At 72.7% G+C, this 26,247-nt stretch carries 24 protein-coding genes and 1 pseudogene (1 of these 25 running past the window's edge); 6 read left to right on the top strand and 19 right to left on the bottom strand.

All coding sequences use genetic code 11. The annotated features are described in order from the left end of the window. From argS to OOK41_RS04215, 4 genes and pseudogenes are all read left to right on the top strand, one after another. Positions 1-995 carry the 3' portion of an arginine--tRNA ligase gene (gene argS, locus OOK41_RS04230; protein WP_266263034.1) on the top strand. Its footprint begins 745 nt before the window's first position, so only the last 995 of its 1,740 coding nucleotides appear in the window; its start codon lies off the left edge, out of view; the stop codon is at positions 993-995. Between the two features lie 118 nt (positions 996-1,113). Next, on the top strand, positions 1,114-1,569 hold the full coding sequence (locus tag OOK41_RS04225; protein WP_117673153.1) for a DUF6069 family protein: 456 nt from the start codon (positions 1,114-1,116) through the stop codon (positions 1,567-1,569). Between the two features lie 42 nt (positions 1,570-1,611). Continuing rightward, positions 1,612-2,184: pseudogene (locus tag OOK41_RS04220) on the top strand (DsbA family protein); the annotation flags it as partial. Positions 2,185-2,205: 21 nt separating this feature from the next. Further along, a complete protein-coding gene (locus OOK41_RS04215; RefSeq protein ID WP_266267727.1) occupies positions 2,206-2,688 on the top strand; it encodes a nitroreductase family deazaflavin-dependent oxidoreductase in 483 nt (160 codons plus the stop codon). A gap of 62 nt (positions 2,689-2,750) precedes the next feature. Here OOK41_RS04215 and OOK41_RS04210 read toward each other — a convergent pair whose 3' ends face one another. The 11 genes from OOK41_RS04210 to OOK41_RS04160 all read right to left on the bottom strand — a co-directional run bounded on the left by OOK41_RS04210 (position 2,751) and on the right by OOK41_RS04160 (position 16,468). Continuing rightward, the gene (locus OOK41_RS04210; RefSeq protein ID WP_266263033.1) at positions 2,751-4,247 is read right to left on the bottom strand and encodes an FAD-binding oxidoreductase; all 1,497 of its coding nucleotides are present in this window, start codon (positions 4,245-4,247) and stop codon (positions 2,751-2,753) included. A 306-nt stretch (positions 4,248-4,553) separates the two neighbouring features. After that, positions 4,554-5,573 carry a Gfo/Idh/MocA family protein gene (locus OOK41_RS04205; protein ID WP_266263032.1) on the bottom strand — a complete coding sequence of 340 codons (1,020 nt, stop codon included), beginning with the start codon at positions 5,571-5,573 and terminating at the stop codon, positions 4,554-4,556. Beyond that, the gene (locus tag OOK41_RS04200) at positions 5,573-6,973 is read right to left on the bottom strand and encodes an NDP-hexose 2,3-dehydratase family protein (protein ID WP_266267726.1); all 1,401 of its coding nucleotides are present in this window, start codon (positions 6,971-6,973) and stop codon (positions 5,573-5,575) included. The genes OOK41_RS04205 and OOK41_RS04200 overlap by 1 nt, the downstream gene beginning before the upstream one ends. A 15-nt stretch (positions 6,974-6,988) precedes the next feature. Further along, positions 6,989-7,744 (bottom strand): NAD(P)-dependent oxidoreductase, encoded by a 756-nt coding sequence (locus OOK41_RS04195; RefSeq protein ID WP_266263031.1) that lies wholly within the window; start codon positions 7,742-7,744, stop codon positions 6,989-6,991. 58 nt (positions 7,745-7,802) lie between these two features. Then, on the bottom strand, positions 7,803-9,053 hold the full coding sequence (locus tag OOK41_RS04190; RefSeq protein ID WP_266263030.1) for a nucleotide disphospho-sugar-binding domain-containing protein: 1,251 nt from the start codon (positions 9,051-9,053) through the stop codon (positions 7,803-7,805). Beyond that, positions 9,053-10,363, bottom strand: coding sequence for a lipopolysaccharide biosynthesis protein RfbH (gene rfbH, locus OOK41_RS04185; RefSeq protein ID WP_117673165.1), 1,311 nt, complete (start codon positions 10,361-10,363; stop codon positions 9,053-9,055). The genes OOK41_RS04190 and rfbH overlap by 1 nt, the downstream gene beginning before the upstream one ends. A 1-nt stretch (position 10,364) precedes the next feature. After that, on the bottom strand, positions 10,365-11,363 hold the full coding sequence (locus OOK41_RS04180; protein ID WP_165878290.1) for an NAD(P)-dependent oxidoreductase: 999 nt from the start codon (positions 11,361-11,363) through the stop codon (positions 10,365-10,367). A gap of 41 nt (positions 11,364-11,404) precedes the next feature. Beyond that, a complete protein-coding gene (gene rfbB, locus OOK41_RS04175; RefSeq protein ID WP_117673169.1) occupies positions 11,405-12,385 on the bottom strand; it encodes a dTDP-glucose 4,6-dehydratase in 981 nt (326 codons plus the stop codon). Then, a complete protein-coding gene (locus OOK41_RS04170; RefSeq protein ID WP_117673171.1) occupies positions 12,382-13,443 on the bottom strand; it encodes a glucose-1-phosphate thymidylyltransferase in 1,062 nt (353 codons plus the stop codon). The genes rfbB and OOK41_RS04170 overlap by 4 nt, the downstream gene beginning before the upstream one ends. A gap of 14 nt (positions 13,444-13,457) precedes the next feature. Next, positions 13,458-14,609, bottom strand: coding sequence for a nucleotide disphospho-sugar-binding domain-containing protein (locus OOK41_RS04165; RefSeq protein ID WP_117673173.1), 1,152 nt, complete (start codon positions 14,607-14,609; stop codon positions 13,458-13,460). 314 nt (positions 14,610-14,923) lie between these two features. Next, on the bottom strand, positions 14,924-16,468 hold the full coding sequence (locus OOK41_RS04160) for an MDR family MFS transporter (RefSeq protein WP_266263029.1): 1,545 nt from the start codon (positions 16,466-16,468) through the stop codon (positions 14,924-14,926). 147 nt (positions 16,469-16,615) lie between these two features. Here OOK41_RS04160 and OOK41_RS04155 point away from each other — a divergent pair, with 147 nt between their 5' ends. Both OOK41_RS04155 and soxR read left to right on the top strand, forming a co-directional pair. Then, the gene (locus tag OOK41_RS04155; protein WP_243640260.1) at positions 16,616-17,239 is read left to right on the top strand and encodes a TetR/AcrR family transcriptional regulator; all 624 of its coding nucleotides are present in this window, start codon (positions 16,616-16,618) and stop codon (positions 17,237-17,239) included. Next, a complete protein-coding gene (soxR, locus tag OOK41_RS04150) occupies positions 17,232-17,720 on the top strand; it encodes a redox-sensitive transcriptional activator SoxR (RefSeq protein ID WP_117673179.1) in 489 nt (162 codons plus the stop codon). The genes OOK41_RS04155 and soxR overlap by 8 nt, the downstream gene beginning before the upstream one ends. On the opposite strand, the gene OOK41_RS04145 is transcribed toward soxR, so the two are convergent. The 8 genes from OOK41_RS04145 to OOK41_RS04110 all read right to left on the bottom strand — a co-directional run bounded on the left by OOK41_RS04145 (position 17,707) and on the right by OOK41_RS04110 (position 26,224). Beyond that, complete coding sequence (locus tag OOK41_RS04145) at positions 17,707-18,306, bottom strand: dTDP-4-dehydrorhamnose 3,5-epimerase family protein (RefSeq protein ID WP_266263028.1); 600 nt, start codon at positions 18,304-18,306, stop codon at positions 17,707-17,709. The two genes, soxR and OOK41_RS04145, sit on opposite strands and share 14 nt — an antisense overlap. A gap of 2 nt (positions 18,307-18,308) precedes the next feature. Further along, positions 18,309-19,499: a nucleotide disphospho-sugar-binding domain-containing protein gene (locus tag OOK41_RS04140; protein WP_266263027.1), complete on the bottom strand. Its 1,191-nt coding sequence runs from the start codon at positions 19,497-19,499 to the stop codon at positions 18,309-18,311. Next, positions 19,499-20,713, bottom strand: a complete 1,215-nt coding sequence (locus OOK41_RS04135) for a nucleotide disphospho-sugar-binding domain-containing protein (protein ID WP_266263026.1) — start codon at positions 20,711-20,713, stop codon at positions 19,499-19,501. Before OOK41_RS04135 ends, OOK41_RS04140 begins: the two co-directional genes overlap by 1 nt. Continuing rightward, positions 20,698-22,029 (bottom strand): activator-dependent family glycosyltransferase, encoded by a 1,332-nt coding sequence (locus tag OOK41_RS04130; RefSeq protein WP_266263025.1) that lies wholly within the window; start codon positions 22,027-22,029, stop codon positions 20,698-20,700. Before OOK41_RS04130 ends, OOK41_RS04135 begins: the two co-directional genes overlap by 16 nt. Positions 22,030-22,048: 19 nt before the next feature. Next, positions 22,049-23,458 carry an MFS transporter gene (locus OOK41_RS04125; RefSeq protein WP_117673189.1) on the bottom strand — a complete coding sequence of 470 codons (1,410 nt, stop codon included), beginning with the start codon at positions 23,456-23,458 and terminating at the stop codon, positions 22,049-22,051. After that, positions 23,455-24,729: an activator-dependent family glycosyltransferase gene (locus OOK41_RS04120; RefSeq protein ID WP_117673191.1), complete on the bottom strand. Its 1,275-nt coding sequence runs from the start codon at positions 24,727-24,729 to the stop codon at positions 23,455-23,457. Before OOK41_RS04120 ends, OOK41_RS04125 begins: the two co-directional genes overlap by 4 nt. Positions 24,730-24,773: 44 nt before the next feature. Further along, entirely contained in the window at positions 24,774-25,358 is a 585-nt protein-coding gene (locus OOK41_RS04115) for an NADPH-dependent FMN reductase (protein ID WP_117673193.1), read from the bottom strand. 104 nt (positions 25,359-25,462) lie between these two features. Continuing rightward, on the bottom strand, positions 25,463-26,224 hold the full coding sequence (locus OOK41_RS04110) for an SDR family NAD(P)-dependent oxidoreductase (RefSeq protein ID WP_266263024.1): 762 nt from the start codon (positions 26,222-26,224) through the stop codon (positions 25,463-25,465). Positions 26,225-26,247: the final 23 nt, after the last annotated feature.

Here is a 26,247-nt window from a genome sequence, read left to right as displayed (position 1 = left end):
AGCGGGACTTCCAGGGGGAGAGCCGCTACCAGCCACTGCTCGCCGGGGTGGTCGAGGAGCTGGGTCGACTCGGGCTGCTGCGGGACAGCGACGGCGCGGCGTGCGTGTTCCCGCCCAGCTCGGTGGGCCGGGACGGGGAGCCGCTGCCGCTGATCGTGCGCAAGCGGGACGGCGGCTACGGCTACCCCGCCACCGACCTGGCCGCGCTGCGGCACCGGACCGGCGAGCTGGGCGCCACCCGGCTGCTCTACGTCGTCGGGCTGCCGCAGCGGCGGCACTTCGAGATGGTCTTCGCGGTCGCCGGGGCGGCCGGCTGGCTGCCCGGGGCGGCCCGCCCCGAGCACGTCGGATTCGGCTCGGTGCTGGGCGCCGACGGACGGATGCTGCGCAGCCGGGCGGGTGCCCCGGTCAAGCTGGCCGACCTGCTCGACGAGGCGGTGTCCCGGGCCACCGAACTGGCCCGGGACAAGAACCCCGAGCTGGCCCCCGAGGAGGTCGCCGAGGTGGGCCGGGCGGTCGGCATCGGCGCGGTGAAGTACGCCGACCTGTCCACCGACCGGAACCGGGACTACGTCTTCGACTGGGACCGGATGCTGTCCTTGGACGGCAACACCGCTCCCTACCTCCAGTACGCGTACGCCCGGATCCGGTCGCTGTTCCGGCGGGCCGGGGTGGCCGGGGTGGCCGGGGCGGACGGGGTGGCCGCCGGTCCGGCGGCGGTTCCGCTCGCGGACCCGGCGGAGCGGGCGTTGGTTCTCGCGCTGCTCGGTTTCGCCCCGGTGGTGACCGAGGTGGAGCGGACCCTGGAGTTCCACCAGCTCGCCGGACACCTGCACCGGGTCGCGACGGCGTTCAGCGCGTTCTACGAGCGCTGCCCGGTGCTGCGGGCGGAGGGGCCGGTCCGGGACGGCCGGTTGCTGCTGTGCGGGCTGACCGCGCGGGTGCTGCGGCAGGGCCTGGACGTGCTGGGCATCCGTACCCCGGAACGGATGTGAGGCGGCACCGGTGGGGCCGCCCCGCCCGCCCGTGACCGCGAAACGTATTGACCTCAATCGCAGTCGAGGTTGCAGACTCGTCAGGTAACGTCGATTTCTCTTCTCGTTGGAGACACTGATGACCGATCAGCGCCAGGAGCCGATCACCCACGATGAGCCGGGTCCCCCGCCGCAACGCGGCAAGCGGATCCGCAACCGCGCCCTCGTCGTCCTGGCGGGCGTGGTGGCGGCGACCCTGGTCTGGGTCGTCGCCGTGCCGATCCTCGGCGCCGACGTGTCCGTGCCCAAGCAGTACGGGTCGGACGAGAAGATCGACCTGGCCCTCGGGGCGGTGATCTTCGCGTCGCTCTTCGCCGGTCTCGCCGGCTGGGCCTCGCTCGCGGTGCTGGAGAAGATCACCAAGCGTCGGGGGGCCCTCATCTGGACCGTCGTCGCGAGCATCGTCTTCCTGGTGACCCTGCCCTGGCAGCTGCCCGGCTTCAGCACCGCCAACCAGCTCACGCTGGCCCTGCTGCACATCGCGGTCGCGGCCGTGCTGATTCCGGCGTTGCCCCGGGCGGCCCGGATCGGCTAACCGGATTGACCTTTACCGCTGTTGAGGTTGGAGACTGAGCACATGACTATCGGGGATGCCAAGGTCCAGGTGGACATGGTGTTGGACCTCATCTGCGTGCACTCGTACATCGGGTACACCCGGTTGGCCCGGGCCGCCGAGCGGTTTCGGTCCGAAGGGGGCGAGGTGGAGATCCGCTTCGCCCCCTTCGAGCTGGCGCCCGGCGCGCCCACCGAGGGGATGCCACTGATCGAGGCGCTCACCCAGACCTTCGGCGAGAAGACGGTGCAGCAGCTTGGTTACCTCGTCACCGAGGCGGCTAAGGACGGTCTGGAGCTCCACTACGACCGGGCCATCGCCACCGGGACGTTCGGGGCGCACCGGCTCGTCGCCCAGGCCGCCCACCAGGGCCGGGGGGAGGCGATGGTGGAGCGGCTGTTCCGCGCGCACTTCACCGACGGGCTGAACATCGGTGACGCCGGGACGCTGACCCGGCTGGCCGCCGAGGTCGGCGTCACCGCCGACGACTCCGGCACCGAGGAGGTCCGCGCCGCGCTCCGCTTCGTCCGGGAGGCCGGGGTCACCAGTGTGCCGCTCTTCCGGATCGAGGGTGCCCCGATGCTCGGCGAGCAGCCGGAGGAGGTGCTCTTCGCGGCGATGACGGCCGCGAGCCGGGCCGGATCGGTGGTCCCGTCGAACGAGCCGGACGCGGACGGGGTACGCAACAGCCCCCTGCCTGACGTGCAGAACCACGTGCAGCGGTACCTGGCCACCGACGGGGCGGACGGTCACGACTACTACGGCTTCCCGACGCTGCTGCTGACCACGCGGGGGCGGCGCACGGGACGGCAGATCCGCACGCCGCTGATCTATGGCCGGGACGGCGACCGGATCGTCCTGATCGCCTCCAACGGCGCATCGCCGAAGAACCCGAACTGGTACCAGAACCTCGTGGCGGACCCGGAGGTCAGGGTCCAGGTGCGAGCGGACAGGTTCGTCGCGACGGGCCGGATCGCCACCGCCGAGGAGCGACCGCGCCTGTGGGAGCTGATGGCGAAGATCTTCCCCAAGTACGACGAGTACGCCACCGAGACGACCCGGGACATCCCGGTGGTCGTCCTGGAGCCCCACCGGGGCTGACCTCGGCCCGGAGGTCGGCCCGGGGCGGGCCCGTGTCCAGCCGGACAGGGGCCCGCCCCCGTTCAGCTCCGCCGCGTGGGCAGCGCGACGGACAGGCCGTGCCGGAGGACGTTGCGCGGGTCCCAGCGGGCCTTGACCGCCTGGAGGCGCGGGTAGCCGCCCCGGTAGTACAGCTCGGCGGCCGAGACGCCGGAGGTGTTCCACGCCGGGTCGGCCAGGTCCAGGTCCGGATAGTTGATGTAGCAGCCGTCGGTGCGGGCGTCGGGCACCGGAACACCACCGGTCGCGGCGTGCACGTCGCGGTAGACCGCGCGGATCTGGCTGACGTTCAACGCGTCCAGGTTCGGGTCGGCCCAGAACACCGAGTACCAGGCCTTCATGATCGAGTCACGCTGCGGCGAGGCGGTCGCCGCCGACGGCACCGTGTTGATCTTCACGCCGTATGAGTAGAGCAGGATCGACAGCAGGCCGCCCACCAGCGGGCCGGTGAGGTGCTGGTAGACGGTGGCGATCTGCGCGTCCGTCCAGGGCGCGCGCAGGTAGGCGCTCTTGTTCTTGATCCGGCCGTACTCCCCGGTGTCGGTCTCGTAGCTGAAGACGAACTTGAGGAAGGGCTGCACCGTGCGGGTGATCGTGGGTGGGGTCGTCACCCCCGCCCCCACCGCCGCGATGTAGCCGTCGAGAATCCCCTCGGCGTTGGGCAGGTTCGCGTCGATCTGCACGTCCAGTTCGATGGACGTGGTGAAGCCGGGCTGCACCGCCCTCTGGTTGAGGTGCAAGCCGCTGTGCAGCGAGGGCGCGGTCGAGCCGGCGTTGCCGGCGTTCCACGCGCCGTGGTTGCGTACCAGCCGGGTGAAGTCGGCCTCGGTGAGCTGCGCCCACGACCAGGTGACGGTCTTCGACAACATCGCGGCCGGCGCGGCGGGCAGTAGCTGCTGCGGCGGCCGGCCGGCCGCACCCGGGCTGCGGAACCAGTACCGGGTGACGACGCCGAAGCTGCCCCCACCGCCGCCGGTGTGCGCCCACCACAGCTCCCGGTTCGGATCGCCGGGGTCGGAGGTCGCCACCACCGTGCGGGCCTGGCCGGTGGCGTCGACGGTCACCACCTCCACCGCGTACAGGTGGTCGACGACGAGGCCGTACCGGCGCGACAGCGGGCCGTAGCCGCCGCCGGCGACGTGCCCGCCCACCCCGACCTCCGGGCAGATCCCGCCCGGGATGGTGACCCCCCAGTTCAGGAACATCGTCCGGTACACCTGACCGAGCGTGGCGCCCGACTGCACGGCGATGGCCTGCCGCACCGCGTCGTAGTACACCGCCCTCATCTCGGAGACATCGATGATGATCTGCACCGCGGGGTCGTCGACCAGGCTTTCGAAGCAGTGCCCGCCGCTGCGCACGACGACCCGCTTGCCGGTGGCGACCGCCTCGTTGAGCACTGCGGCGATCTGGGCCGCGGTGTGCACGATCCGCACGGACTCGGGCTGGCCGACGAACCGCCGGTTGTACCCACGGTTCACCAGATCCGCGTACCGGGGGTCGGCCGGACCGACGCTCACGGCGTCCGCCACGGGGCAGTTCGCGTCCAGCGGGCGCGGTGCGGCGCCGGCCGGAGCCGCACCCAGGAGACCGGCGACCGCAGCGGCACCGCCGGCACCGGCGGCCCCCAGAAGCCCTCGACGGGTCAGCTTGTCCAACGTGTCACGCAACCTTTCCTGGTTCCTCTGCTGCTTGGGAATCGGCTGGCCGCCGGACGGCGCGCCAGCTGTGGGCGGCGGTGAACCCGGGGGTACGGGCCCAGACCGCCGTGGGCATCACCACCCGCATCGCCGTGCCGGCGAGGCAGACCGGCACGGAGCCGGAGGTCATGCACCCGAACAGGACGGTGACGAGCGCCGCGATCTCGTCAGGAGGGAGGCGGCGCGCTCGCGCACGTCGTGGAGCAGCCGCGCCAGCCGGAGACTGTCCCCGACGCCCGCGGGATCGCCGCTGCCCGCCCCGGCCCGGACCGCCGAGGCGAAAGCCGCCACCGTGTTGCGGACCTGGTCGTCCGGTTCGAGCCGGATCTCCCGCACTCCGTCGAAGCGCTCGACGCGCACCACCGGGTGGTGGTCGGCGGGCGGCGTGAAGGCCCGGTCGAGGACGATGCGTCCCGTCGCGCCGATCAGCTCGTACCGCGAGCGGTAGGCGTGCTCCAGGCCGAAGAGCAGGCTGGCGGTGACCCCGTCGGGGGTCCGCAGCAGCGCCGCACCGGAGGTGTCGACCAGCCGCTCCGCGCCGGTGGTCAGCACCGCGCCGACGACCGCGAGTTCCGGCCCGAGCACGTGCAGGGCCGCCCGGACGGGGTAGACGCCGACGTCGGACAGGGCGCCACCGCCGAGCTCGGGGCGGTACCGGATGTCGTCGTCCGGCAGGGCCGGGATGGTGAACGTCGCCTCGAAGGCGCGCAGCTCGCCGATCACCCCCTCCCGCAGCAGCCGGGCCACGACCGCGTGCTGGGCGTGGTGGACGAACATCACGTTCTCCATCAGGATCAGCTCGCGGGAGCGGGCCAGCTCGACCAGGGCGGCGGTCCGGTCCGGGTCCGTGGTCACCGGCTTCTCGGCGAGGACGTGCTTGCCGGCCCGCAGCGCGGCCTCGACCCACTCGGCGTGCAGGGCGGCGGGCAAGGGCACGTAGACCGCGTCGACGTCGGGCCGGGCCAGCAGCTCCGGGTACCCGGTCACCGGCCGGCAGTCGAACTCCCGCGCGGTCCGGGCGGCCCGCTCCGGGTCCCGGCTGGCCACCGCGACGACCTCCGTGTCGGGCACCCGCGCGATCGCGGGCAGCATCCGGCGCCGCGCGATGTCAGCGCAGCCCAGCACGCCGATGCGCAGCGGTTCCATCAGTCGTCCCCGATCGCGTTGAGGCAGGCGAGCAGGGTGCGCGCCTGCACGTTCACGTAGTGGTTGTGCCGCACCAGCGAGGTGAGCTGGCCGGGGGTGACCCAGAGGTACCCGGCCGGTGGGTCCAGCGGGACCTGTGACTCGGCCACGTCGACGACGAGGTAGCGGCTCTCCGCGTTGAGGAACCGGCCGCCCTCCTCCGAGTGCCGGGCCTCGTACCGGATGCTGGCCGGGTCGGCCCCCAGCACCAGGTCCAGGAACGGCGGCCGGGCCGCGTCGCCGAGGTGGGCGTAGTTGCCCGGCGTGCACTGCACGGTGGGACCCAGCTCGACGGTGTCGAGGAAACCGCCCTCCACCCGGGCGTGCGCGAGGACGTGCCGGACGCCGCCGATCCGCCGGGACAGGAACGCGGTGACGCCGGTGCCGCAGGGTTCGAAGAGGGGCTGCGTCCACCGGGTCACCTCGCGGTTGCCGGCCACCACCGACACGGCGACCACCTTGAAGTACCGCTCCTGCTCGTGGGCGATGGTGTACTCGTCGCGCACCCAGCCGGGCAGGCCGGCCAACGGCACCGGGGTGGCGCGCACGTCGTGGCCGGCGCGCTGCGCGGTGAACCAGGAGAGCAGCTCGGTGTCGGAGTGCAGCGCCGCCTCCGCGCGGTCGGTGAACGGCAGGCAGGCCAGCACGGTGCGGGAGTCCATGTTGACCACGTTGTCGAGCCGCAGCAGGGTGGCGATCTGCCCCAGGGTGAGCCAGCAGAAGCCGTCGTGCAGCGGCACGTCCTCGGTGACCTCGACGACCATGTTCCGGTTGCTCTTGTGGTAGAACCACGAGCCGTGCTCCGACTGGAGCGCGTCGGCGAGCACCCGCCGGCGGTCCAGCCCCCGGGTGAAGTACTCGATGTACCGGACGTCCGCGCCCTTGTGCACCTTGCTGTAGTTGCTGCGGGTGGCCTGCACGGTCGGCGACAGCTGCAACAGGTTGGGGTTGCCCGGCTCCATCTTCGCCTGCATCAGGAAGTGCAGGACGCCGTCGAACTCCTTGGCCAGGATGCCGAGGATGCCCACCTCGGGCTGGCGGATGATGGGCTGGTGCCATTCGCCGGGCGGGCCGTCGACGGTGGCGTGCAGTCCCTCCACCGTGAAGAACCGCCCGCTGCGGTGACCCAGGTTGCCCGTCCGCCCGTCGAACGACCAGTCCTGGAGTTCGGCGAACGGGATGCGGTCCACCCTGAACTGGTTGGCCCGGCCGCGGCCGGCCAGCCAGTCGGCGAAGTCCTCCGTCGACAGCAGGGCGCCCTGCGGCGTCGCCGCCGAGGTGGCGATCCGGTCCGGCAGCGCCGCGTCCGAGCGGGGCCGTACGGGCGACGGCCCGGCGGACGGCGCGACAAGTTCAGGAATCACGATCTCACTCCCTCATGCGTCGGTGACGGCGATCTCGGACGCGACGTACGCGTCGAGCACCCGCCGGAAGTAGTTGCGGTCGAAGCCGAGCTGCTCGACCTCCGGGACGAGCCGACGGAGCTTGTCGATGGAGATGACGTGGTGGACGCCCACGTCCCGGTACTCGCGCTCGGCCACCAGGCCGAGCCGCTGCTCCAGGTGGTCGACGATCCGGGCGACCGGCACCGCCTCGCCCGAGGCGACGTTGACGGTCTGCGCGTGCAGGTCGAGACCGAGCAGCCGGTCGAGGATCGTCACGACGTCCTGCACGTCGATCAGGTCCCGGGCCGCGCCCCGGTGCAGCCTGACCCGGCCCTGCCGCATCTGCCGCACGAGCGTGGGCACGAGCTGGTGCGGTGGCTGCCGGGGGCCGACCAGGTGTCCCAGGCGCAGGACCAGATGGTCCGCGCCGCTGGCCCGTAGCTGTTCCTCCAGGGCGAGCTTGTGCGCGCCGTACGGGGTGCACGGCAGCACGGTGTGGTCCTCCCGGCCCGGTCCCCGCACGGCGCCGTACATCCCGGAGGCGGCGGTGGAGAAGAAGAGCAGCCGACGACCGTCCGCGCGGCACCGGCGCGCCGCCTCGTGGAGCAGCGCGGACTCCCGGGCGAAGTCCGCGGCCGAGGTGCCGGCCGCCCAGGACACCCCGGCCGCGAGCACCACCGTGTCCGGGTGCCGGTCGGCGACCTGACGCAGATTCTGGGCGAGAAAGCCCCGTCCAATGATGTCCATCCGGACTCCTGACTTCGTCGAGCGCGGCGGATGCGGCGGCCGCGAGGGCGCCGGATGGTCAGCGGCCCAACGACACGCCGTCGGCGGCCAACGCCTCCAGCTCGGTGACCACCGCCGGCGGGCTCGGCCGTTCGGCCATCTCCTGGCGCAGCCGGTCGGCGGCGGACCGGTAGCCGGGGCCGCCGAGGAGGTCCGCCGCGGCGGCGTGGATCCAGCCCGGGTCGGCCACCGCGTTGTGCCGCACCCTGGCGACGCCGGCGGCCTCGGCCCGGGCGCCGATCATTTCCTGGTCGCCGCCGGGCGGGAGCACGAGCTGCGGTACGCCGGCGGCGAGCGCCGTCATGGTCGAGCCGCCGCCTCCGTGGTGCACGACGAGGTCGCAGGTGGGCAGCAGCAGGTGCAGTGGCACGTTCTGCATCGCCCGCATCCGGGCCGGCAGCGGCCCGATCCGGTCGTGGTCCGGGCCGGTGACGGTGAACACCACCTCCACGTCGAGCCCGGCCAGCGCCTCGACCAGCCGCGGCACCGGAAAGGAGCCCGGGCCGAAGACGCTGCTCACGGAGGTGCCCCAGACGACGCAGACCCGGGGTCGCTCCGGCGGCTCCCGCAGCCAGGACGGCCAGGCGCCGGGGCCGTTGTACGGGAGCTGCCGGATCGGCAGCCGCCGGGCGCGCAGCGGCAGCCGCAGACCCGGCGGGCAGGGGTCGATGACGTGCTCGATCCCGTCGGGGCCCCACTGCCCCACGTCGTACCGCTGGAAGGCCCGGCTGGTGTCGACGGCCAGGAACCGCAGGCCCGGCACCCCCGGCACCTCGTCGTCGGGCCCGACCGGACCCCACAGGGTGAGCGTGGCCGGTACGCCGAGCACCCGGGCGACCAGCGGACCCTCGATGCTCATCAGGTCGTGGATCACCAGGTGCGGCTGCCACCAGCGGGCGAACTCCACGGCCGCGTCGGTGCTCCGGACGGCGGCGTCGATCATCCTGGCCTTGTTCTCCTCGATCCAGGCGAACGGGTCGAAGTCGTCCAGCGAGGCGACGGGCTCGCCGGTGACCAGGTCCGGCGGCAGGTCGGAGTAGGGCCAGTGCCCGGCCCGGGCGTTGACGTGGTTGTGCATCCGCGCCTTCGTCACCAGCTCGCCGGGCTGGAGGATCTCCACCGGGACGAGCCCGGCCCGGGTCGCCGGCAGCGTCTGGAACGGCGGGCAGACCACCCGCACCTCGTGCCCGGCGGCCTGCAACGCCCAGCCCAGCGGCACCATGTTCAGCCAGTGGGTGGTCCAGTCGGACACCGCGAGCATGACCCGCATCAGCTACGGGCCTTCACGAACTCGCGGATCGACGAGCCGACGTAGTCGATCATCTCCTCGGTCAGCCCGGGGTAGACGCCCACCCAGAAGGTCTGCTCGGTGATCACGTCGCTGTTCGTCAGGTCCCCCACCACCCGGTGGGGCTGGTCGACGTACGCGGGGTGGCGGGTGAGGTTGCCGGCGAAGAGGCGGCGGGTGCCGATCCTGCGGGACTCCAGGAACTCGACCAGTTCCGCCCGGCCGAACGGCGCGTCCGGCGCGACGGTGAGCACGAAGCCGAACCAGCTCGGGTCGCTGCGCGGCGTCGCCTCCGGCAGGACCAGCCAGGGCGTGCCGTCGAGGTCGGCCCGCAGCCGCCGCCAGTTGCGCCGCCGCGCCGCGCAGAACTCGTCGAGCTTGGCGAGCTGGGTCAGTCCCAGCGCGGCCTGGATGTCGGTCGCCTTCAGGTTGTACCCGACGTGCGAGAAGATGTACTTGTGGTCGTACCCGGCCGGCAGCGTGCCCAGCTGGTACTTGAAGCGCTTGAGGCACTTGTCGCTCTCGCCCGGCTCGCACCAGCAGTCCCGGCCCCAGTCGCGCAGCGACTCCACGATCCGGGCCAGTTCGAGGCTGGGGGTGAGCACGCAGCCGCCCTCACCCATGGTCAGGTGGTGCGCCGGATAGAAGCTGACCGTGGTGAAGTCGCCGAACGTGCCGGTCAGCTTCCCGTCGTAGGTGGAGCCGACGGCGTCGCAGTTGTCCTCGATGAGGAACAGCTCGTGGTCGGTGGCGAGTTGGGCGACCTCGGCGACCTCGAACGGGTTGCCCAGCGCGTGCGCGATGATGATCGCCCGGGTCCGGGGTCCGATGGCCTGCGCCACCCGCTCGGCGGTGGTGTTGTAGGTGCCCAGCTCGACGTCGACGAAGACCGGCACCAGCCCGTTCTGCAGGATCGGGTTCACGGTGGTGGGGAAGCCCGCCGCCACGGTGATCACCTCGTCGCCGGGGCGCAGCCGTGCGTCACCGAGCACGTGCGAGGTCAGCGCCGACACCGCCAGCAGGTTCGCCGACGAGCCGGAGTTGGTCAGGTGCGCCTTGCGGCGGTTCATCTTGCGGGCGAACTGGGACTCGAACCTGCGGGAGCTGACGCCCGCCGCGATCCGCATGTCCAGCGCGGCCTCGACCAGCGCGGCGCGGTCGGTCTCGTCCAGCACCGCCCCGGACGGCCAGATCTCGGTCACGCCCGGCTGGAAGGGCCGCTCGGGCTGCGCCTCGTGGTGGTACTTCCGGACGTCGTCCAGAAGCTGCTTCTTCTTGTCGCTGAGCTGCACGTCAGTCCCCTTCGCTGTCGACCCGCGTCACCGGTGCGGCACCCGCCGTCACCAGCTGATCCCGCAACGACTCGTCAAGCCCGCGGCGGGGGCGCCAGCCCAACAGCCGCGCCGCACGGTCGATGTCCAACTGCTGCCACTCCACGTCGACCCGCGCCGGGGAGCCCGGGGTCGGCGCCGGTGGCGGGGCCTCGACGACGTCGACGGCGAGCCCGCTGAGCGCGACCATCCGGTCGACGATCCCGCGCACCGGGCGGGCCCGGCCCGAGCCGATGTTGACGACCTGACCGGCCACCCGCCCGGCCGGCGCCGCCGCCGCGGCCAGCACCGCGTCGACGACGTCGCGGACGTCCACGAAGTCGCGCTGCGCCCGCAGCGGCGGCAGCCGCAACGCCGCCTCGGCCCCGGAGCGCTCGCCCCGGGCCACCTCGGCCAGGTGCGCGGTCACCGCGCCGAGGAGGCTGCCGGGCCGGGTGCCCGGTCCGCACACGTTGGCCAGCCGGAGCACCACCCCGTCGAGCCCCTCGGTCCGGGCCGCCCGCAGGACCGCCTCCGACCCGCCCAGCTTCGAGCGGCCGTACGGGGTGACCGGCTCGGTGGGCCAGTCCTCGGGGGTGCCGGAGCCGGTGCCGCCGGGGGCGTACTCGTGGATGCTGCCAAGCTGGATGAACCGGCAGCCGGGCCGCCGGGCCAGCAGCGCCCGGACGGTCCAGGTGACGAGGTCGGCGTTGGCCTCCGTCATCTGCGCCTCGGTCATCTGCCAGACCCGGCCCGCCGCGTTGACCACGACGTCGGCGCCCGCCTCTGCCAGCAGGGCGCCGAGCCGGTCCTCGGCCCGGGGGGTGAGGTTCAGCTCGACCTCCCCCGCCGGGCCGGCGGGGCTGCTGGAGATCCGCAGCACCCGCCAGCCCGCCGCCTCGAACGCCGCGCCGAGGTGGCCGCCGAGGAAGCCCGAGGAGCCCAGCACCACGACCGACCCACCGGGCCGTCGGCCGGTCACGGGCTGCGCTCGCCGGTCCGCGCGGGTGGACGTCCCGGTCGTCATTTCGCGGGCCCGCCGCGGCGGACGCCCTTCCACCAGCCCGGGTTGTCGCGGTACCAGGCCACGGTGTCGGCCAGGCCCCGGTCGAACGCGATGCGCGGCTCGTAGCCGAGCGCCCGGCGGATCTTGCCCTCGTCGATGGAGTAGCGCAGGTCGTGACCCTTGCGGTCGGCGACCGGCCGGATCATCGAGTCGTCCGCCCCGCAGAGCTCCAGGAGCAGCTTGGTGATCTCCAGGTTGGTGTACTCGTTGCCTCCGCCGATGTTGTACACCTCGCCGGCCCGGCCCTGGGCCAGCACGAGCTGGATGCCGCGGCAGTGGTCGTCCACGTGCAGCCACTCGCGCACGTTGCTGCCGTCGCCGTAGAGCGGGACCGGGCGGCCCTCCAGCAGGTTGGTCACGAACAGCGGGATCAGCTTCTCCGGGTGCTGGTAGGGCCCGTAGTTGTTGGAGCACCGGGTGATGGAGAGGTTGAGCCCGTGGGTGCGGGTGTACGCCCGGGCGACGAGGTCCGAGCTGGCCTTCGACGCCGCGTACGGCGAGTTGGGCTGTAGCGGCCACTCCTCCGTCCACGATCCGGTCGCGATGCTGCCGTACACCTCGTCGGTGGAGACGTGCACGATCCGGTCGATGCCGGAGCGCAGGCACGCCTCCAGGACGGTCTGGGTGCCGCCGACGTTGGTCCGGATGAAGTCGGCAGCCGCCTCGATCGACCGGTCCACGTGGGACTCGGCCGCCATGTGCACCACCGCGTCGTGGCCGGGAAGCAGCTCGCAGAGCAGCGGCAGGTCGCAGATGTCGCCCTCGACGAACTCCAGCCGCGGGTGGCTGGCCGGCAGGTTGTCCCGGTTGCCGGCGTAGGTGAGCTTGTCGAGCACGGTCACCCGGGCGTCCTCGTAACCTGGGTAGCCGCCGGCGAGCATCGTGCGGACGTAGTGCGAACCGATGAAGCCGGCGGCGCCGGTGACCAGGATCCTCATGCCGCCACCACGATCCGGGTGTGGTCGCCGATCACCAGGCGGTGCGCGGCGGTGCCGCTGGCGCCGCCGACGGTGGCCGCCCGGCCGATCAGGGAGCCGTGCAACTCCTTCACCTCCGCGATGTGTGCGCCGTCCAGCGCGATCGAGTGGTCGATGTGGGTGGCGCGCAGCACGCAGTCGCGGCCGATCGAGGTGGCGGGGCCGACGTAGCTGTCCTCGACCAGGGTGCCGGCGCCGATGATGGCCGGGCCGACGATGCGGGAGCGGACCACCCGCGCACCGGCCTCCACCACGACCGGGCCGATCAGCTCCGCGTCGTCGAGCTCGCCGTCGACCGCCGGGATGAGGCCGTCGAGCAGCTCTCGGTTGCAGTCCAGGACGTCGTCCACGTTGCCGGTGTCCTTCCAGTAGCCGCCGTACTCGCTCGCCCGGACCGGGTCGCCGCGGGCGACCAGCCACTGGATCGCGTCCGTGATCTCCAGCTCGCCTCGGGCGCTGGGCGCGATGGCCGCGACCGCCTCGTGGATCGCCGGGGTGAGGAAGTAGACGCCGATCAGGGCCAGGTCGCTGACGAACTCCGGCGGCTTCTCCACGAGCCGGCGCACCGCGCCGCCGGGCTCCAGTTCCGCGACGCCGAACGCCCGGGGGTCGGCCACCTTGTAGACGACGACCTGCGCCGCCGGACGGTTCGCCTGGAAGTCGTGGGCGATGTCCGTGATCCCCTGCGGGAGCATGTTGTCGCCGAGGTACATGACGAAGTCGTCGTCGCCGAGGAAGTCACGGGCCAGCGAGACGCAGTGGGCGAGGCCCAGCGGCTGGTCCTGGCGGATGTAGGTGATCTCGCAACCGAGGCGGGAGCCGTCGCCGAGCACCGCGGCGATCTGCGGCCCCCACTCGCCGACGATGATGCCGATCTCGCGGACCCCGAGGTCGCGGATGTTGGCCACGACGTGTTCCAGGACCGGCTTGTTCGCGATCGGGATCAGCTGCTTGGGCATCGAGTAGCTGAACGGCCGGAGGCGGGTGCCCGCACCGCCGGACAGGACAAGAGCCTTCATGGAGGTTTCTCTCCTCACGCTGGCGACTGGACGAGCTTTTCGAGGGCGCCGACGACGTCGGCGGGGAGCGGCATGGCCGCGATCTCGCGGGACAGCGTTTCGGCCGCTGCCCGGTAGGACGGTTCGGTCAACAACTGCTGGCAGGCGGTGATGATCGCCTCGGTGGTCTCCTCCTCGGGGGTGAGCGCGATCGCGGCGCCCCGTCGGGCGATGCGCCGCGCCGGCTCGACCAGCACGGCGCCCTTGGGCATGAGCAGTTGCGGCAGGGCGGCGTTGAGGGCGGTCAGGCTCGACACGCCGCCCGCGTGGTGCACCAGCACGTCGCAGGTGGGCGCCACCACGTCGAGCGGGATCCAGCCGGCGCGCAGCCCGCCGTGCTCGGCGCGCAGCCCGTCGGCCACCTCCTCGGGTGCCGCGACCAGCAGCTCGACGTCGAGTTCGGTGAGCTTGCCGACCATGTCGAGCAGGAACTGGTAGTTCCGGTCGTAGGTGCGGCCCCGGGTGACCCGGCTGCCCGAGGTGACGCACACCCGGGGCCGCTCGCCCCGGCGGTACATCCACGGCGCGAGGGAGCGCTGCGCGTTGGCCGGGACGAACCGCATCTGCTGGGCCGGCCCGGCGTCCGCGGGGCGCAGGCTCGGCGGGCAGATGTCGACGAACAGGTCAGGCTCGGGCAGCCGGTCGAGGCCGAGTTCACGCAGCTCGGGTTGGAGTTCCTCGTCGGCTCCCGGGTGGACGCCGGTCGCCTCGACGGCGTCCCAGGCCTGACGTACGAAGGGGACGCCCAACCGCGCGGCGAGCAGCGGGGCGGCGTACGACATCGTTCCGCCGACGACGACGTCCGGCCGCCAGCCGGCCGCCAGTTCGTGCAGCGGCGGCATGCTGGCGACGGCCATCCGGGCGAACCAGCGGCCGGTGAACCGGGCCTCCTCGGCCGGGTCGGCCGGAATGGTGAGCGGACGGCCGGCGCGGTCGGTGGTGATGAAGTGCCGGATCGGCAGCGGGGTGACCGGGACGCCCGGCAGGCCCGCGCCGGCGACCACCGGCATCATGTCGTCGGTGGCCGCCATGAACGCCTGGTGGCCGGCATTGCGCACCGCCGTGGCGAGCGGCGCGAGGGCGAACACTGTCGCCGGGCTTCCGCCCGCGACGAACAGAACCTTCAAGGTGGGACTCCCGCCGATCTGTGCCCGAACTGGAACCGCGGTCGCGCCGGTTTGGCGAGCGACCGCGGGGGGCAGTGGTGAGGAGGACGACCAGGGCCGGCGCCAGGAGATACGCGCACAGGCCCGATACTGAGAGCTAATCTCTTCAATCCCCGGGGCATCGTCAAGCGCCCGGGACGGACGCAGTTGCACACCGCGCCGCAGGCGACGGGCCCGGTGCCGGACTGCGCCGGTCACCGGGCCCGCACTGTGGATCGTCGGGTCCGTTGCTGTTCAACCGCCGACGGGGGGGCCGGCGCGCCGCCGGCGGCCGGTCAGGGGACGTCGGTCGGCGTGGGCGCCAGCGCGCGCTGCCGGACGAACCAGGAGCCGAGCAGCGCCGCCACGCTCAGCACCGCCGCCGCCACGAACACGAGCTGCGCGCCGTCGGCGACGGCGTGCTCGTAGGCCACCCGCACCGCCTCGGGCAGCCGGGCCATGCCCACGGCCGTCAGTTGGCCAGCTTCGCCGCCCACCGCCGAGGCCACCTCCGGCCCCTTCGCGGCCAGGGACTGCTGGACCTGGTGGGCGAAGAGCGCGCCCGAGGCGGCCACGCCGATCGTGCCGCCGACGGTGCGGGACAGCGTGGCCGTGGAGGAGGCGACCCCGAGGTCCCGCATCCCCACGCTGTCGAGCGAGAGCAGCAGCGTGCCCTGGATGAGGCAGCCCATCCCGGCGCCCAGCACCACCATGTACAGCGCGGCGACCAGGCGCGAGGTGCCCGTGCCCATGGTGGCCATCAGGAACAGGCTGGCGGTCATCAGCGCGCTGCCGACGAGCAGCACCGTCCTGAGCCTGAGGCCCTTGGTGATCCACTGCCCGACGATCACGTTGACGACGACCATCGACAGCAGCACCGGCAGCAGGAGCAGGCCGGAGTTCGTGGCCGACGCACCCTGCACGGCCTGCTGGTACAACGTCAGGAAGGTCATCGTGCTGAACAGCACGAAGCCCACCAGCAGCCCGATCACGGTGGCCAGCGAGAAGTTGGCGACCCGGAAGATGGTCAGCGGCAGCACGGGCTCGCGGGCCTGCCGCTCGACCAGCAGGAAGCCGGCCACCGCCAGGACGGCCGCCAGCCCGAGACCGACGATCATGGCCGATCCCCAGGCGTACCGGGTGCCGCCCCACGCACTGACCAGCACCACGACGGAGATGATGAACGCCAGCAGCGTCGCGCCGAGGTAGTCGACCCGACCCTGCGCGCGGCGCACCGGCAGCCGCATGCCGGTGGCGACGAGGACCAGCCCGACCAGCCCGATCGGCAGGTTGATCAGGAAACACCACCGCCAGCCGAAGTGGTCGGTGATCAGGCCGCCGACCAGCGGTCCGCCGATCATGGTCGCCCCCATCGCCGCGGACATCACGCCCTGGTACTTCGCGCGGTCCCGGGGCGGGATCAACTCGCCCATGATCGCGAAGGCGCTCACCATCAGCCCGCCGCCGCCCAGCCCCTGCAGGGCCCGGAACCCGATGAGCTGGCCGAGGTCCTGGGCCAGCCCGGAGAGCGCGGAGCCGACCAGGAAGATCACGATCGAGGCCAGGAAGACGCCCTTGCGGCCGTACATGTCGCCGAGCTTGCCCCAGATCGGGGTGGAGGCCGCGGTCGCCAGCGTGTACGAGGTGATCACCCAGGACAGATCGTCGAGCCCGCCCAGTTCACCGACGATCGTCGGGATCGCCGTACCGATGATCATGTTGTCCAGCGTGGCCAGCATCATCGCGAGGATCAGCGCGATGATCGCAGCGGCGATGCCGCCTCCCGCCGGTGTCGCCGCCACCGGCGGTGGTGCCGTCGTGCTGGGAACCTGCTGCGACATGGTCCACCCACCCCCGCTTATTTACTTGCCGCCCGGCTAATTAGTAGAGTAGTCACGGTAGAACGGTGGGCAACGGGGAGTCAAGGAAGCCGGCACCAGTGGCCGAAACGGACGAAACGAGCGCAAAGCTCGATGGGAAGGGTGCGAATGAACAGGCCGACCCCGCGCCGCAAGGACACCCGCGAACGCATCCAGGCCGTCGCCCTGCAGGCGTTCAGCGAGCGGGGGTACGACAAGACCTCGCTGCGCGGCATCACCGACCAGCTCGGCATCACCAAGGCGGCGCTCTACTACTACTTCCAGGCCAAGGAGGACATCCTCGCCAGCCTGTTCGACGATCTCTACCGGCGACTGGACGAGCTGATCGACTGGGGCCGGCGACAGCCCCGCACCAACGAGGCGAAGCAGGAGCTGCTGCGGCGCTACAGCCGGACGCTCGTGCACGCCGCGCCGATCCTGAGCCTGGCCCAGGAGAACCAGGCCACGCTCCGGGAGACGACCGTCGGCCAGCGGCTCCAGGACCGGGTCTCCGCCCTGGCCCAACTCGTCGTCGAGCCGGACGCGCCCCTCATCGAGAACGTCCGCGGCATCACCGCGCTGCTCACCGTCTACTTCGGTCCCATCGCGACGCAGGACCTGCCCGGCGACCCCGAGGAGAAGCAGCGGGCGGTCCTCGACGTCGCCGCCGGACTGCTCGCCCAGGGGCCGGGCGGCGGCCCGCCGCCCGGCCCCGACGCCGCACCCGACGGCAGGAGGCACCACGATGACTGACCACCGCCTCGACCATTCCGAACTCACCGTCGGACAGCTCGCCTCCCGCAGCGGGGTGAGCGTCTCGGCCCTGCACTTCTATGAGCGCCAGGGCCTGATCGACAGCCGGCGCACCACCGGGAACCAGCGGCGCTACCCCCGCGACGCGCTGCGCCGGGTGGCGCTGATCCGCATCGCCCAGCGCGTCGGCGTGCCGCTGGCGAAGGTCGCGGAGGTGCTGGCGCTGCTGCCCGAGGGCCGCACCCCCACCCGGCAGGACTGGAAGCGGATGACCGAGTGCTGGCAGTCGGACCTCGACGCCCGGCTGCGCCAGCTACAACAACTGCGCGACGACTTCGCGGACTGCGTCGGCTGCGGGTGCATGTCGCTGGACCGCTGCCCGATGATCAATCCGATGGACCAGCTCGGGGCGGACGGCCCGGGCCCGCGACGCCTGATCGAGCCGGTCGGCACCGGGCTGGACGAGGTCACCGCCGACTGACCGGCTCCCGCGGCCGGACGTCGTCCCAGCGCGCCAGGACGTCGCCGGCGAGGGCGTCCGCCAGGCTCATCGCCGACAGGTCGGCGTCGGACATCAGCGGCGGCTCCTCGAACCCCCACGGGATCGCCAGTTCGGGGTCGAGCGGGTCGACGTTGATCTGGGTGCCCGGGACGAAGGTGGTGGAGAGCACGTAGCAGATGCTGGAGTCGTCCTGCAGGGCCAGGAAGCCGTGCCCCACCCCCTCGGGCAGGTAGACGCACCGCCCCGAGCCGGCTTCGAGCAGGTTGCTCTCGTACTGCCCGAAGGTGGGTGAGCCCACCCGGAGATCCACCGCGAAGTCGCGCAGCGCACCCCGCACACAGCTCACGAACTTCGCCTGCCCCGGGGGCAGGGCGACGCTGTGGATGCCGCGCAGGGTGTTGCGCCGGTTCACCGAGTAGTTGATCTGCCGGGGCACGAACGGCACCCCGGTCGCCTCCTCGAACGCGTCGACCCGGAACGACTCGAAGAACGAGCCCCGAACGTCACGAAACTGGTTCACCTCCATCCGGAACACCCCGGGCAACGTCGACTCCGTGAAACGCATACTCAGTCCACCTCTCCTCGGTGTCGCCGCTCCAGGTCGGCGACGATCGTGTCCGGTGCGGGGGTCCGCGCCATCTCCGCCTGCAACTCCACGGCGGCCTTGCGATAGCCCGGCTCGAACAGCAGCGCCGCCAGCGACTCCCGCAGCAGTGCCGGGTCGTCCTGCTCGGCCGCCGTGTCGAAGGCGATGCCGGCGCCGACGGCGGCGATCCGGTCGCCGTGCCCGAAGTGGTACGCGAGCTGCGGCAGCACCAGCTGCGGCAGGCCGAACGTGGTGGTCGTCATGGTGGTGCCCGCCCCGCCCTGGTGCACCACCGCGTCGCAGGAGCCCAGAAACAGGTCCAACGGCGTGTTGTCGATCAGCCGGACGTTCTTCGGCGGCTCACCCAGCTCCGCCCGGTACCGCTCGTCCACCGTGGCGAGCACCGACACCCCCGGCATCCCCGCGAACGCCGAGAGCACCTGGCGGACGAACGGGACGCCGTTGACCGCCAGGGTCCCGCCCATGCTGACCGCGACCCGGCGGGTGCCGGCAGGCTCCGTCGACCTCCGCTCGACCTCCTCGTGACGCCACGGGGGCAGCACGGTCCGTCCGTTGTACGGCACGTACCGCATCGGGACCGCCGGCTCGGCACCGGGCACCTGCAGGGACGGCGGGCACGGGTCCAGCAGCACGGTCGGATCGGGCAGGCCCTCGATGCCCAGCCGGTCGCAGACACCGGCCAGGGCCGGGCGGACCGCCGACCGGGCCGGGGTGGATATCTCGTCGACCCCCCACCGGTGGTGCGCCACCGGGACGCCCAGCACCGCGCCGACGAGCAACGAGCTGTACTCCAACGGGTCGGCCACGATCAGGTCCGGCCGGATCGCCCGGGCCAGCGACAGGTACTCCGGCAGCAGGTACCGGGCGTGGGTCATCCACAGCCGGCCGTAGTGCCCGAGCATGCCGGGCGCGGGCCGGGGCCGGACCGTGAGCGGGCGGGTGCCCGCCGGCAGCGACTCGTACAGCAGGTCGTCGCAGTGGAACGGCGTGCCGACGGAGACCGCGCTCAGCCCGGCCGACTGCACCAGCGGCAGCACGTCCGGCTGCGCCGCGACCAGCACCTCGTGGCCCGCCGCCCGCAACGCCCAGGCCAGCGGCACCAGCGGCTGGAAGTGCGTGGGCACGGGAGTGGTCATCATCAGGACGCGCATCAGGCGGCCTCCCTCGTCTCGGCGGCGCCGGGGCGGGCCAGCCGGGCCAGCTCCCGCGCGACGGCGCCGGGCGTCGGCATGCCCTGCATCTCCGCCCGCAACTCCGTGGCGGCCTTGCGGTGGCCGGGCTCGGACAGCAGCGCGGCCATCGAGTCGCGCAGCAGGTCGGGATCGTCCTGCTCGGCGACGGTGTCGAAGGCGATCGCCGCGCCCACCGCCGCGAGCCGGTCGCCGTGGCCGAACTGGTCGGCCATCTGCGGCAGCACGAGCTGGGGCAGGCCGAACGCGGTGGCCGTCATCGCGGTGCCCGCGCCGCCGTGGTGCACCACGGCGGCGCACGATTCCAGGATCAGGTCGAGCGGCGTCGGATCGATCAGCCGGGTGTTCGCCGGCAGCTCGCCGAGCTCCGCCCGGTACCGCTCCTCGACGGTTGCCAGCACCTCGACCTCCGGCAGGCCGTCGAACGCCCGGAGGATCCGCCGCAGGAACGGCACGCCGTTGAGCAGCAGGGTCCGGCCGCCCATGCTGACCACCACCCGGCGGGTTCCGGGCATGGCGCCGGGGCCGATCCGCCCGACCTCGTCGTGCCGCCAGGGCGGCAGCACCGCGCCGCCGTTGAACGGGACGCACCGCATCGGCAGCCCCCGCTCGACGCCGGGAACCTGCAACGACGGCGGGCACGGGTCCACCAGCACGGTGGGGTCGGGCAGGCCGTCGAGGCCGTGCTCGGCGCAGAGTTCGCGCAGCGGCTCCCGGACCGCGGCCCGGGCGGTCTCGGTGAGCGCGTCGACGCCCCAGCGGTGGTGCACCACCGGGACGTCCAGCACCCCGCCGACCATCAGCGCGCTGTACTCGAACGGATCCGAGACGATCAGGTCCGGCCGGTACCCCCGGGCGAACCGGAGGTACATCGGCAGTACGTAACGCGTCTGGCCGACCCAGACCAGGCCGAAGTCGCCGTACTCGTCCGGCTTCGGCCTGGGCACCGACTCCAGCGAGCGTTTCCCCTCCGCCAGTCGGTTCAGCATGTGCTTCTCGACCCCGAACCGGTCGGCGATGCTGACCGCGCTCAACCCCGCCGAGTGCGCCATCGGCAGGATGTCCGGCTGCCCGGCCACCAGCACCTCGTGGCCCGCCGCCCGGAACGCCCACGCCAACGGGACCAGCGGGGCGAAGTGCGTGGACACCGGGGTGGCCATCATGAGTACGCGCATGTGCTCTCCTGTCCGTGAAGTGATCGGACACCCGCCGGCCGGGGCCGGCGGTGTCGCGCAGTGAGCCGCTCCAGCACCGGCACCACCTCCACGGGGGACGGCGCGGCCAGCATGTCCCGGTGGAGCGACTCGGCGCCGGCGCGGAACCGCGGTTCGTGGAGGAGCCGCAGCAGCCCGTCGCGGACGTCCGCCACCGTGAACGGCTCGTCCACCCGCAGCCCGGCGCCCCGCTCGACGACGTGGCGGGCGGTCACCTCCTCGTCCCACTTGGGCACCGGGATGACGAGCTGGGGCAACCGGTGGGCGACCGCCGCCGCGTACGTGCCGCCCCCGCCGTGGTGGATCACCGCCGCGCAGGTCGGCAGCAGCAGGTTCAGCGGCAGGTACTCGACGATCCGCACGTTCGGCGGAAGCTCGTCGACGCCGGCGAGCTGCGCGCTGTTGAGCGTGGCCACCAGCTCCACGTCGAGCTCGGCCACCAGCGCGAACAGCTCCGCGACGGAGAACCCCTGGTGCTCGGTGAAGAGCTTGCGGGTGCTGACCCCCAGGGTGAGGCACACCCGCGGGCGGCGCGGCCGGGCCGCCAGCCAGCCGGGCACCACGCCCGCGCCGTTGTACGGCACCCGCCGCACCGCCTGGTAGCGACGGTCGAGCGGCAGCCGCATCCGCTCCGGAACCAGGTCGAGGGTGCACTGACCGGTCAGCACCTCCTCGTCGAAGGTGTCGCCGTACCGGTCCAGCAACGGTCGCAGCCACTCGACCAGCGGGTCCCGGTCGGCGCCTTCGGGCCGCCGCAGCGCCATCTCCCGCATCCAGGCCAGGTTGTCCAGGCCCCAGAGCACCCGGGCGTGTGCGGCCCCGCAGGCCCGGGCGGCGATCGGGGCCGGCGGGCAGAGCGGGTCCCACAGGACCAGGTCGGGGCCCCAGGAGCGGGCGAAGGCCACCAGCTCGTCGGCCATCGCCCACCGCTCACCGCTGTCCGCGGCCACCGGCGGGTAGTACAGCGACAACAGGCCGATCACGTACGACCTGGTGCGCTCCCAGTCGCCGCCGGCGGCGGGATCGAGCGCCAGGGTCGGCCGGTTCGTCTGGTCGGCGGCGGCGTTGACCCTGGCCAACGCGGCCAGCTCGGTCCCGGGCCCGAGCGGGACGGGGGTCAGCCCGGTGGCGGCGATCGTCGCCGTCATGTCAGGCTCGACCACGCCACTGTGGCTGGCCACCCGCACCTCGTGGCCGGCGGCCTGGAGGGCCCAGGCCAGCGGCACGATCGGGAAGAGGTGCGCGGTGGCGGGAAAGGTCACGAACAAGACCCGCAACGGGATCCTCCTCCTCGGATCAGGCCCGCCGGCCACCCGGGGGCAGGCCGGCCAGCGCGACGAGGAAGCCGATCGCGCCGACTGCGGCGATGACGAGCAGAGCGGGCTGGTAGCCGCCGGCGGTGAGGGCCGGCGACGGTGTCGGTGCGCCGCCTGCGGCGACCAGCAGTCCCGCCACCAGGGCGACCGTCAGCGCGCCGGTGAGCTGCACTGCGGTCTGGTACGTGGCGGTGGCCCGCTCCCGCAGGGCGACGGGCACCCCCTCGGTGGCCCGCACGTGCAGGGCCGCGAAGCTGAGGACGAACCCGAGCGACACCAGCAGCAGTGTCGGCAGGACGGCCGTCAGGTAGCCGGACGCCGGATCCAGCCGGAGGGCGAGCAGGTAACCGAGCAGCGGCAGCGCCGCGCCCAGCGCCACCAGCCGGGCGGCTCCGATCCGGCGCACGACCCGGCCCGCCCAGGGGGCGGACAACGCGAGCGGCACGCTCGCCGGCAGCAGCGCCACCGCCGTGCCCAGCGGCGTGCCGCCCCGGACGGCCTGTAGGTGCAGGGTGAGCACCAGCAGCAGCCCCCAGTAGGAGCCGTTGAGGGCGCCCGCGCCGATCGCGGCCTGCGCCAGCGAGCGGTGGGCGCGCAGCAGGGGCGCGACGGTGGCTCCCCCGACGTACCGGAACAGGATCAGCAGGGCCCCGCCCAGCAGCAACGCGCCCGCCGCCCACGGGTCGGTCCAGCCCCGCACCGGCCCGCTCACCAGCCCGTACGCGAGCAGCACCGCTCCGGCGAGGAACACGGGCGCGCTCGCGGCCAGGTGTGCCCCGCCTCCCGTCGGCCGGGGCGGGTCGCGGGGCACGTGCCGGCGGGCGGCCAGCAGGAGCCCGAGCGCGACGGGCGCCGGGAAGAGCAGGGTCCACCGCCAGCTCACCGAGGTGAGCAGTCCCGACAGCACCAGGCCCACGGAGAAGCCGCTCGCCCCGAGCAGGGTGTACACCGACAGCGCCCGGTCCCGGGCCCGCCCGGCCGGGAAGGCCGTGCTGATCATCGCCAGCCCCGTGGTGGCGGTCAGCGCGGCACAGAAGCCCTTGACCAGCCGGGCGGCGACCAGGGCGACGACCGCCGAGGCCAGCCCCGCCACCGCCGAGGCGAGGGCGAAGCCGGCCATCGCGAGCAGGTACGCCCGTCGCCGGCCGAGCAGGTCGACGATCCGCCGGCCGAACAGCAGCGAGCCGCCGAAGCCGAGGGCGAAGCCGCTGACCAGCCACTGGGCCTGCACCAGCGGGAGAGCCAGGTCCGCGGCGATCGTCGGCAGCGCCACGATCAGGACGGCGACCTCCAGGGCGTCCAGCAGCATGTTCCCGGAGAGCACCAGGAGCAGCCCCCAGGGATGCCGTGCCTGGTCGGTGTCGGTGGCCGAGGCGGGTGCCGCGGTCACCGTGCCGCGGCAGCGCGGGCCTGCTGCGCCTGCGCCGTCAGCCGCTCCAGCACCGGCACGGTCTCGACCGGGCTGGGCGTGGCGAGCATGTCCTCGTACAGGGCGTCGGCGCCGCGCTGGAAGGACGGCTCGTCCAGCAGACGCAGCAGGTTCCGGCGGAACTCGGCGACGGAGAAGTCCTGCCCGTCCATCGCCAGCCCGGCGCCCCGGGAGACCACGTGTCGGGCGGTGTTCTCCTCGTCCCACTTCGGGACGGGGATGATGAGGTGGGGCACCCGCTGCTCCACGGCGGCGGCGGTGGTGCCGCCACCGCCGTGGTGCACGATCGCCGAGCAGGTCGGCAGGAGCAGCCGCAGCGGCACGTAGTCGACGGTCCGCACGTTGTCCGGCACCTTGCGGACCTCGGCGAGCTGGGACCGGTTGAGCGTCGCCACCAGTTCGATGTCGAGGTCCGCGATATGGTCGAAGAGCTCCGCGATCGGGAAGCCCCGGTACTTGTTGTAGACCGTCCGCGAGCTGACCCCCAGGGTCAGGCAGACCCGGGGCCTGCCGGGCGGCTCGCGCAGCCAGTCGGGCACCGTGCTGGCTCCCGAGTACGCCACCCGGCGGACCGGGACGTACCGCAGGTCCAGGGGGAGCCGCATCCGGGACGGCACCAGGTCGAGGGTCCACTGGCCGGTGATCGCCTCCTCGTCGAACGCGCACCCGTACTTGTTCAGCAACGGCTCCAGCCAGCACACCAGCGGGTCATCGTAGAGCTGGCCGCCCGGCTGCTCGCGGAACTTCCGGCTGAGCCAGGCCACGTTGTCCAGCCCCCAGAGCAGTCGGGCGTGCGCCGCCCCGGAGGCCTTCGCCGCCACCATCCCGACCGGGTTCAACGTGTCCCAGACGACCAGGTCGGGCTGCCAGCCACGGGCGAAGGCGACCAGGTCGTCGGCCATGGACGCGTGGTCGGCCCCGGGCTCGGGATCGGGGAAGGTGCGGATGAACAGGCCGGTGAGGTAACGGGCGACGGTCCGCCAGGCCGTCTCGTGCGAGTGGTCGAGCACCAGCACGTCCGTCGGGCGCTCCAGCCGTTCCTCCTCCTCGCTGGCCAGTTGGACCGGCCCCCCGGCCGGCACCGCGGTCAGGCCGGCGGCCTCGATGGTGCCGGCGATGTTCGGCGAGGTCGCGACCCTGACCTCGTGCCCCGCGGCCTGCAACGCCCAGGCCAACGGGGTGATCGGGTAGAGGTGGGCGGCAGCCGGAAAGATCGCGAACAGAATTCTCATCAGGTTTCCGTTTCTGGGATCAGGTCCGGCGCCCGCCCGCCGGATCACGAAACGTACGGTCGACGCTCACGCCCCTCGCGCAGCGTCGTGGCCCACCAGCCGAGCTGGTCGAGCATGTACTTGGCGGCCGTGTTGCAGCCCTCGGGATCGATCGGCTCACCGTCCGGGCCGAACTGCTCCCACGCGCCGTGGAAGCTGACCGTCGCCCGGACGGTGGCCGCGTGCAGCTCGGCGAAGACCAGGCGGAGCGCCTCGACGGCCCGCAGGCCCCCGGAGAGCCCGCCGTACGAGACGAAGCCCACAGGCTTGGCGTGCCACTGGGTGGAGTGCCAGTCGATGGCGTTCTTCAGCGACGCCGGGAAGCTGTGGTTGTACTCGGGCGTGACGATCACGAAGGCGTCCGCGGCCTCGATGCGGGGCATGACCTCGCCCAGGGCCTTCCCTCCCTCGGGGGTCGGCTGGGTGGTGATCACGGTGGGCAGGTCGTGCTCGGCGAGGTCGACGACGTCGACCTCGAAGTCGTCCCGCTGCTTCGCCTGGTTGAGGAACCATCGGGCGACAGTCGGGCCGAATCGCCCCTCCCGGGTGCTGCCGATGATCAGGGCGAGGCGGATCGGTTCGGTCGACATGATTGTCCTCTCAGCGTCGATGCAGGCCAGCCGCGGTGTGGAGTACCGGCGGCAACACCGACGCTATGACCTCAACCTATGTTGTGGTCAAGGCATCGTCGCCCTTACATGAGGAGGGTTCCGCCGCTGACGTCCAGCACGCAGCCGGTGAGCCAGCGGCCGTCCGCGGAGGCCAGGAAGGCCACCGCGTCGGCGATGTCCGCCGGCTCGCCCATTCGGCCGAACGCGTTCGTCTTCGCCATCGCCTCGCGCACCTCGGGGACCTGGAGCATCTCGCTGCCGTTGTCCGTGATGCCGGGCGCGACGGTGTTGACGGTGATGCCGCGGGGCGCCAGGTGGCGACCCAGGTGCAGGCCGAGCATCTCCAGCGCGGCCTTGGACATCGCGTACGCCAGCTCCTGTGGCAGCGCCATCCGGGTCAGCGCCGACGAGACGTTGATGACCCGGCCCCCCTCCGGCAGGAGCGGCAGCGCCCGCTGGACGATGAACAGCGGCGCCGTGGCGTTCACCGCCAGCAGGCGGTTGACCTGCTCGGGGGTGATCTCCTCGGGCGCGGTCCCGCCCATGATGCCGGCGTTGTTCACCACGATGTCCAGCGTGCTGCCGCCCGTGTGCTCCTTGAGCCCCGCCTGTAGGCCCTCGAAAAGGGTGTCCACGTCGCCGGGCACGCCCAGCTCGGCGCGGACCGGGAAGGCCCGGCCGCCCGTCGCCCCGATGGCCGCCACCACCTGCTCCGCCGCGTCCTGGTTGCTCTGGTAGTGCACGGCCACCAGAGCGCCGTCCCGCCCGAGGCGCTCGGCGATGCCGCGACCGATCCCCCGGCTCGCGCCGGTCACCAGAGCCGTCTTGCCGGCCAGCTTCTGCACTGTCTTCCTCCAGTTGGTCGATC

This window comes from Micromonospora sp. NBC_01655 (assembly GCF_026339755.1).
GTDB lineage: Bacteria > Actinomycetota > Actinomycetes > Mycobacteriales > Micromonosporaceae > Micromonospora.
This window is presented reverse-complemented; position numbering and strand designations above follow the sequence as displayed.

Bases quoted from the DNA above. Each gene is read 5' to 3' on its own strand.
- soxR (WP_117673179.1), top strand. From the start codon at position 17,232: ATGACTGACCACCGCCTCGACCATTCCGAACTCACCGTCGGACAGCTC.
- OOK41_RS04135 (WP_266263026.1), bottom strand. From the start codon at position 20,713: ATGCGCGTACTCATGATGGCCACCCCGGTGTCCACGCACTTCGCCCCG.
- OOK41_RS04190 (WP_266263030.1), bottom strand. From the start codon at position 9,053: ATGCGGGTCATGCTCGCGGTGTCCGACTGGACCACCCACTGGCTGAAC.
- OOK41_RS04115 (WP_117673193.1), bottom strand. From the start codon at position 25,358: ATGTCGACCGAACCGATCCGCCTCGCCCTGATCATCGGCAGCACCCGG.
- OOK41_RS04170 (WP_117673171.1), bottom strand. From the start codon at position 13,443: ATGAAGGCTCTTGTCCTGTCCGGCGGTGCGGGCACCCGCCTCCGGCCG.
- OOK41_RS04120 (WP_117673191.1), bottom strand. From the start codon at position 24,729: ATGAGAATTCTGTTCGCGATCTTTCCGGCTGCCGCCCACCTCTACCCG.
- OOK41_RS04215 (WP_266267727.1), top strand. From the start codon at position 2,206: ATGACGGCCGCGAGCCGGGCCGGATCGGTGGTCCCGTCGAACGAGCCG.
- rfbB (WP_117673169.1), bottom strand. From the start codon at position 12,385: ATGAGGATCCTGGTCACCGGCGCCGCCGGCTTCATCGGTTCGCACTAC.
- OOK41_RS04145 (WP_266263028.1), bottom strand. From the start codon at position 18,306: ATGCGTTTCACGGAGTCGACGTTGCCCGGGGTGTTCCGGATGGAGGTG.
- OOK41_RS04205 (WP_266263032.1), bottom strand. From the start codon at position 5,573: ATGGAACCGCTGCGCATCGGCGTGCTGGGCTGCGCTGACATCGCGCGG.
- OOK41_RS04160 (WP_266263029.1), bottom strand. From the start codon at position 16,468: ATGTCGCAGCAGGTTCCCAGCACGACGGCACCACCGCCGGTGGCGGCG.
- OOK41_RS04140 (WP_266263027.1), bottom strand. From the start codon at position 19,499: ATGCGCGTCCTGATGATGACCACTCCCGTGCCCACGCACTTCCAGCCG.
- OOK41_RS04195 (WP_266263031.1), bottom strand. From the start codon at position 7,744: ATGGACATCATTGGACGGGGCTTTCTCGCCCAGAATCTGCGTCAGGTC.
- OOK41_RS04155 (WP_243640260.1), top strand. From the start codon at position 16,616: ATGAACAGGCCGACCCCGCGCCGCAAGGACACCCGCGAACGCATCCAG.
- OOK41_RS04225 (WP_117673153.1), top strand. From the start codon at position 1,114: ATGACCGATCAGCGCCAGGAGCCGATCACCCACGATGAGCCGGGTCCC.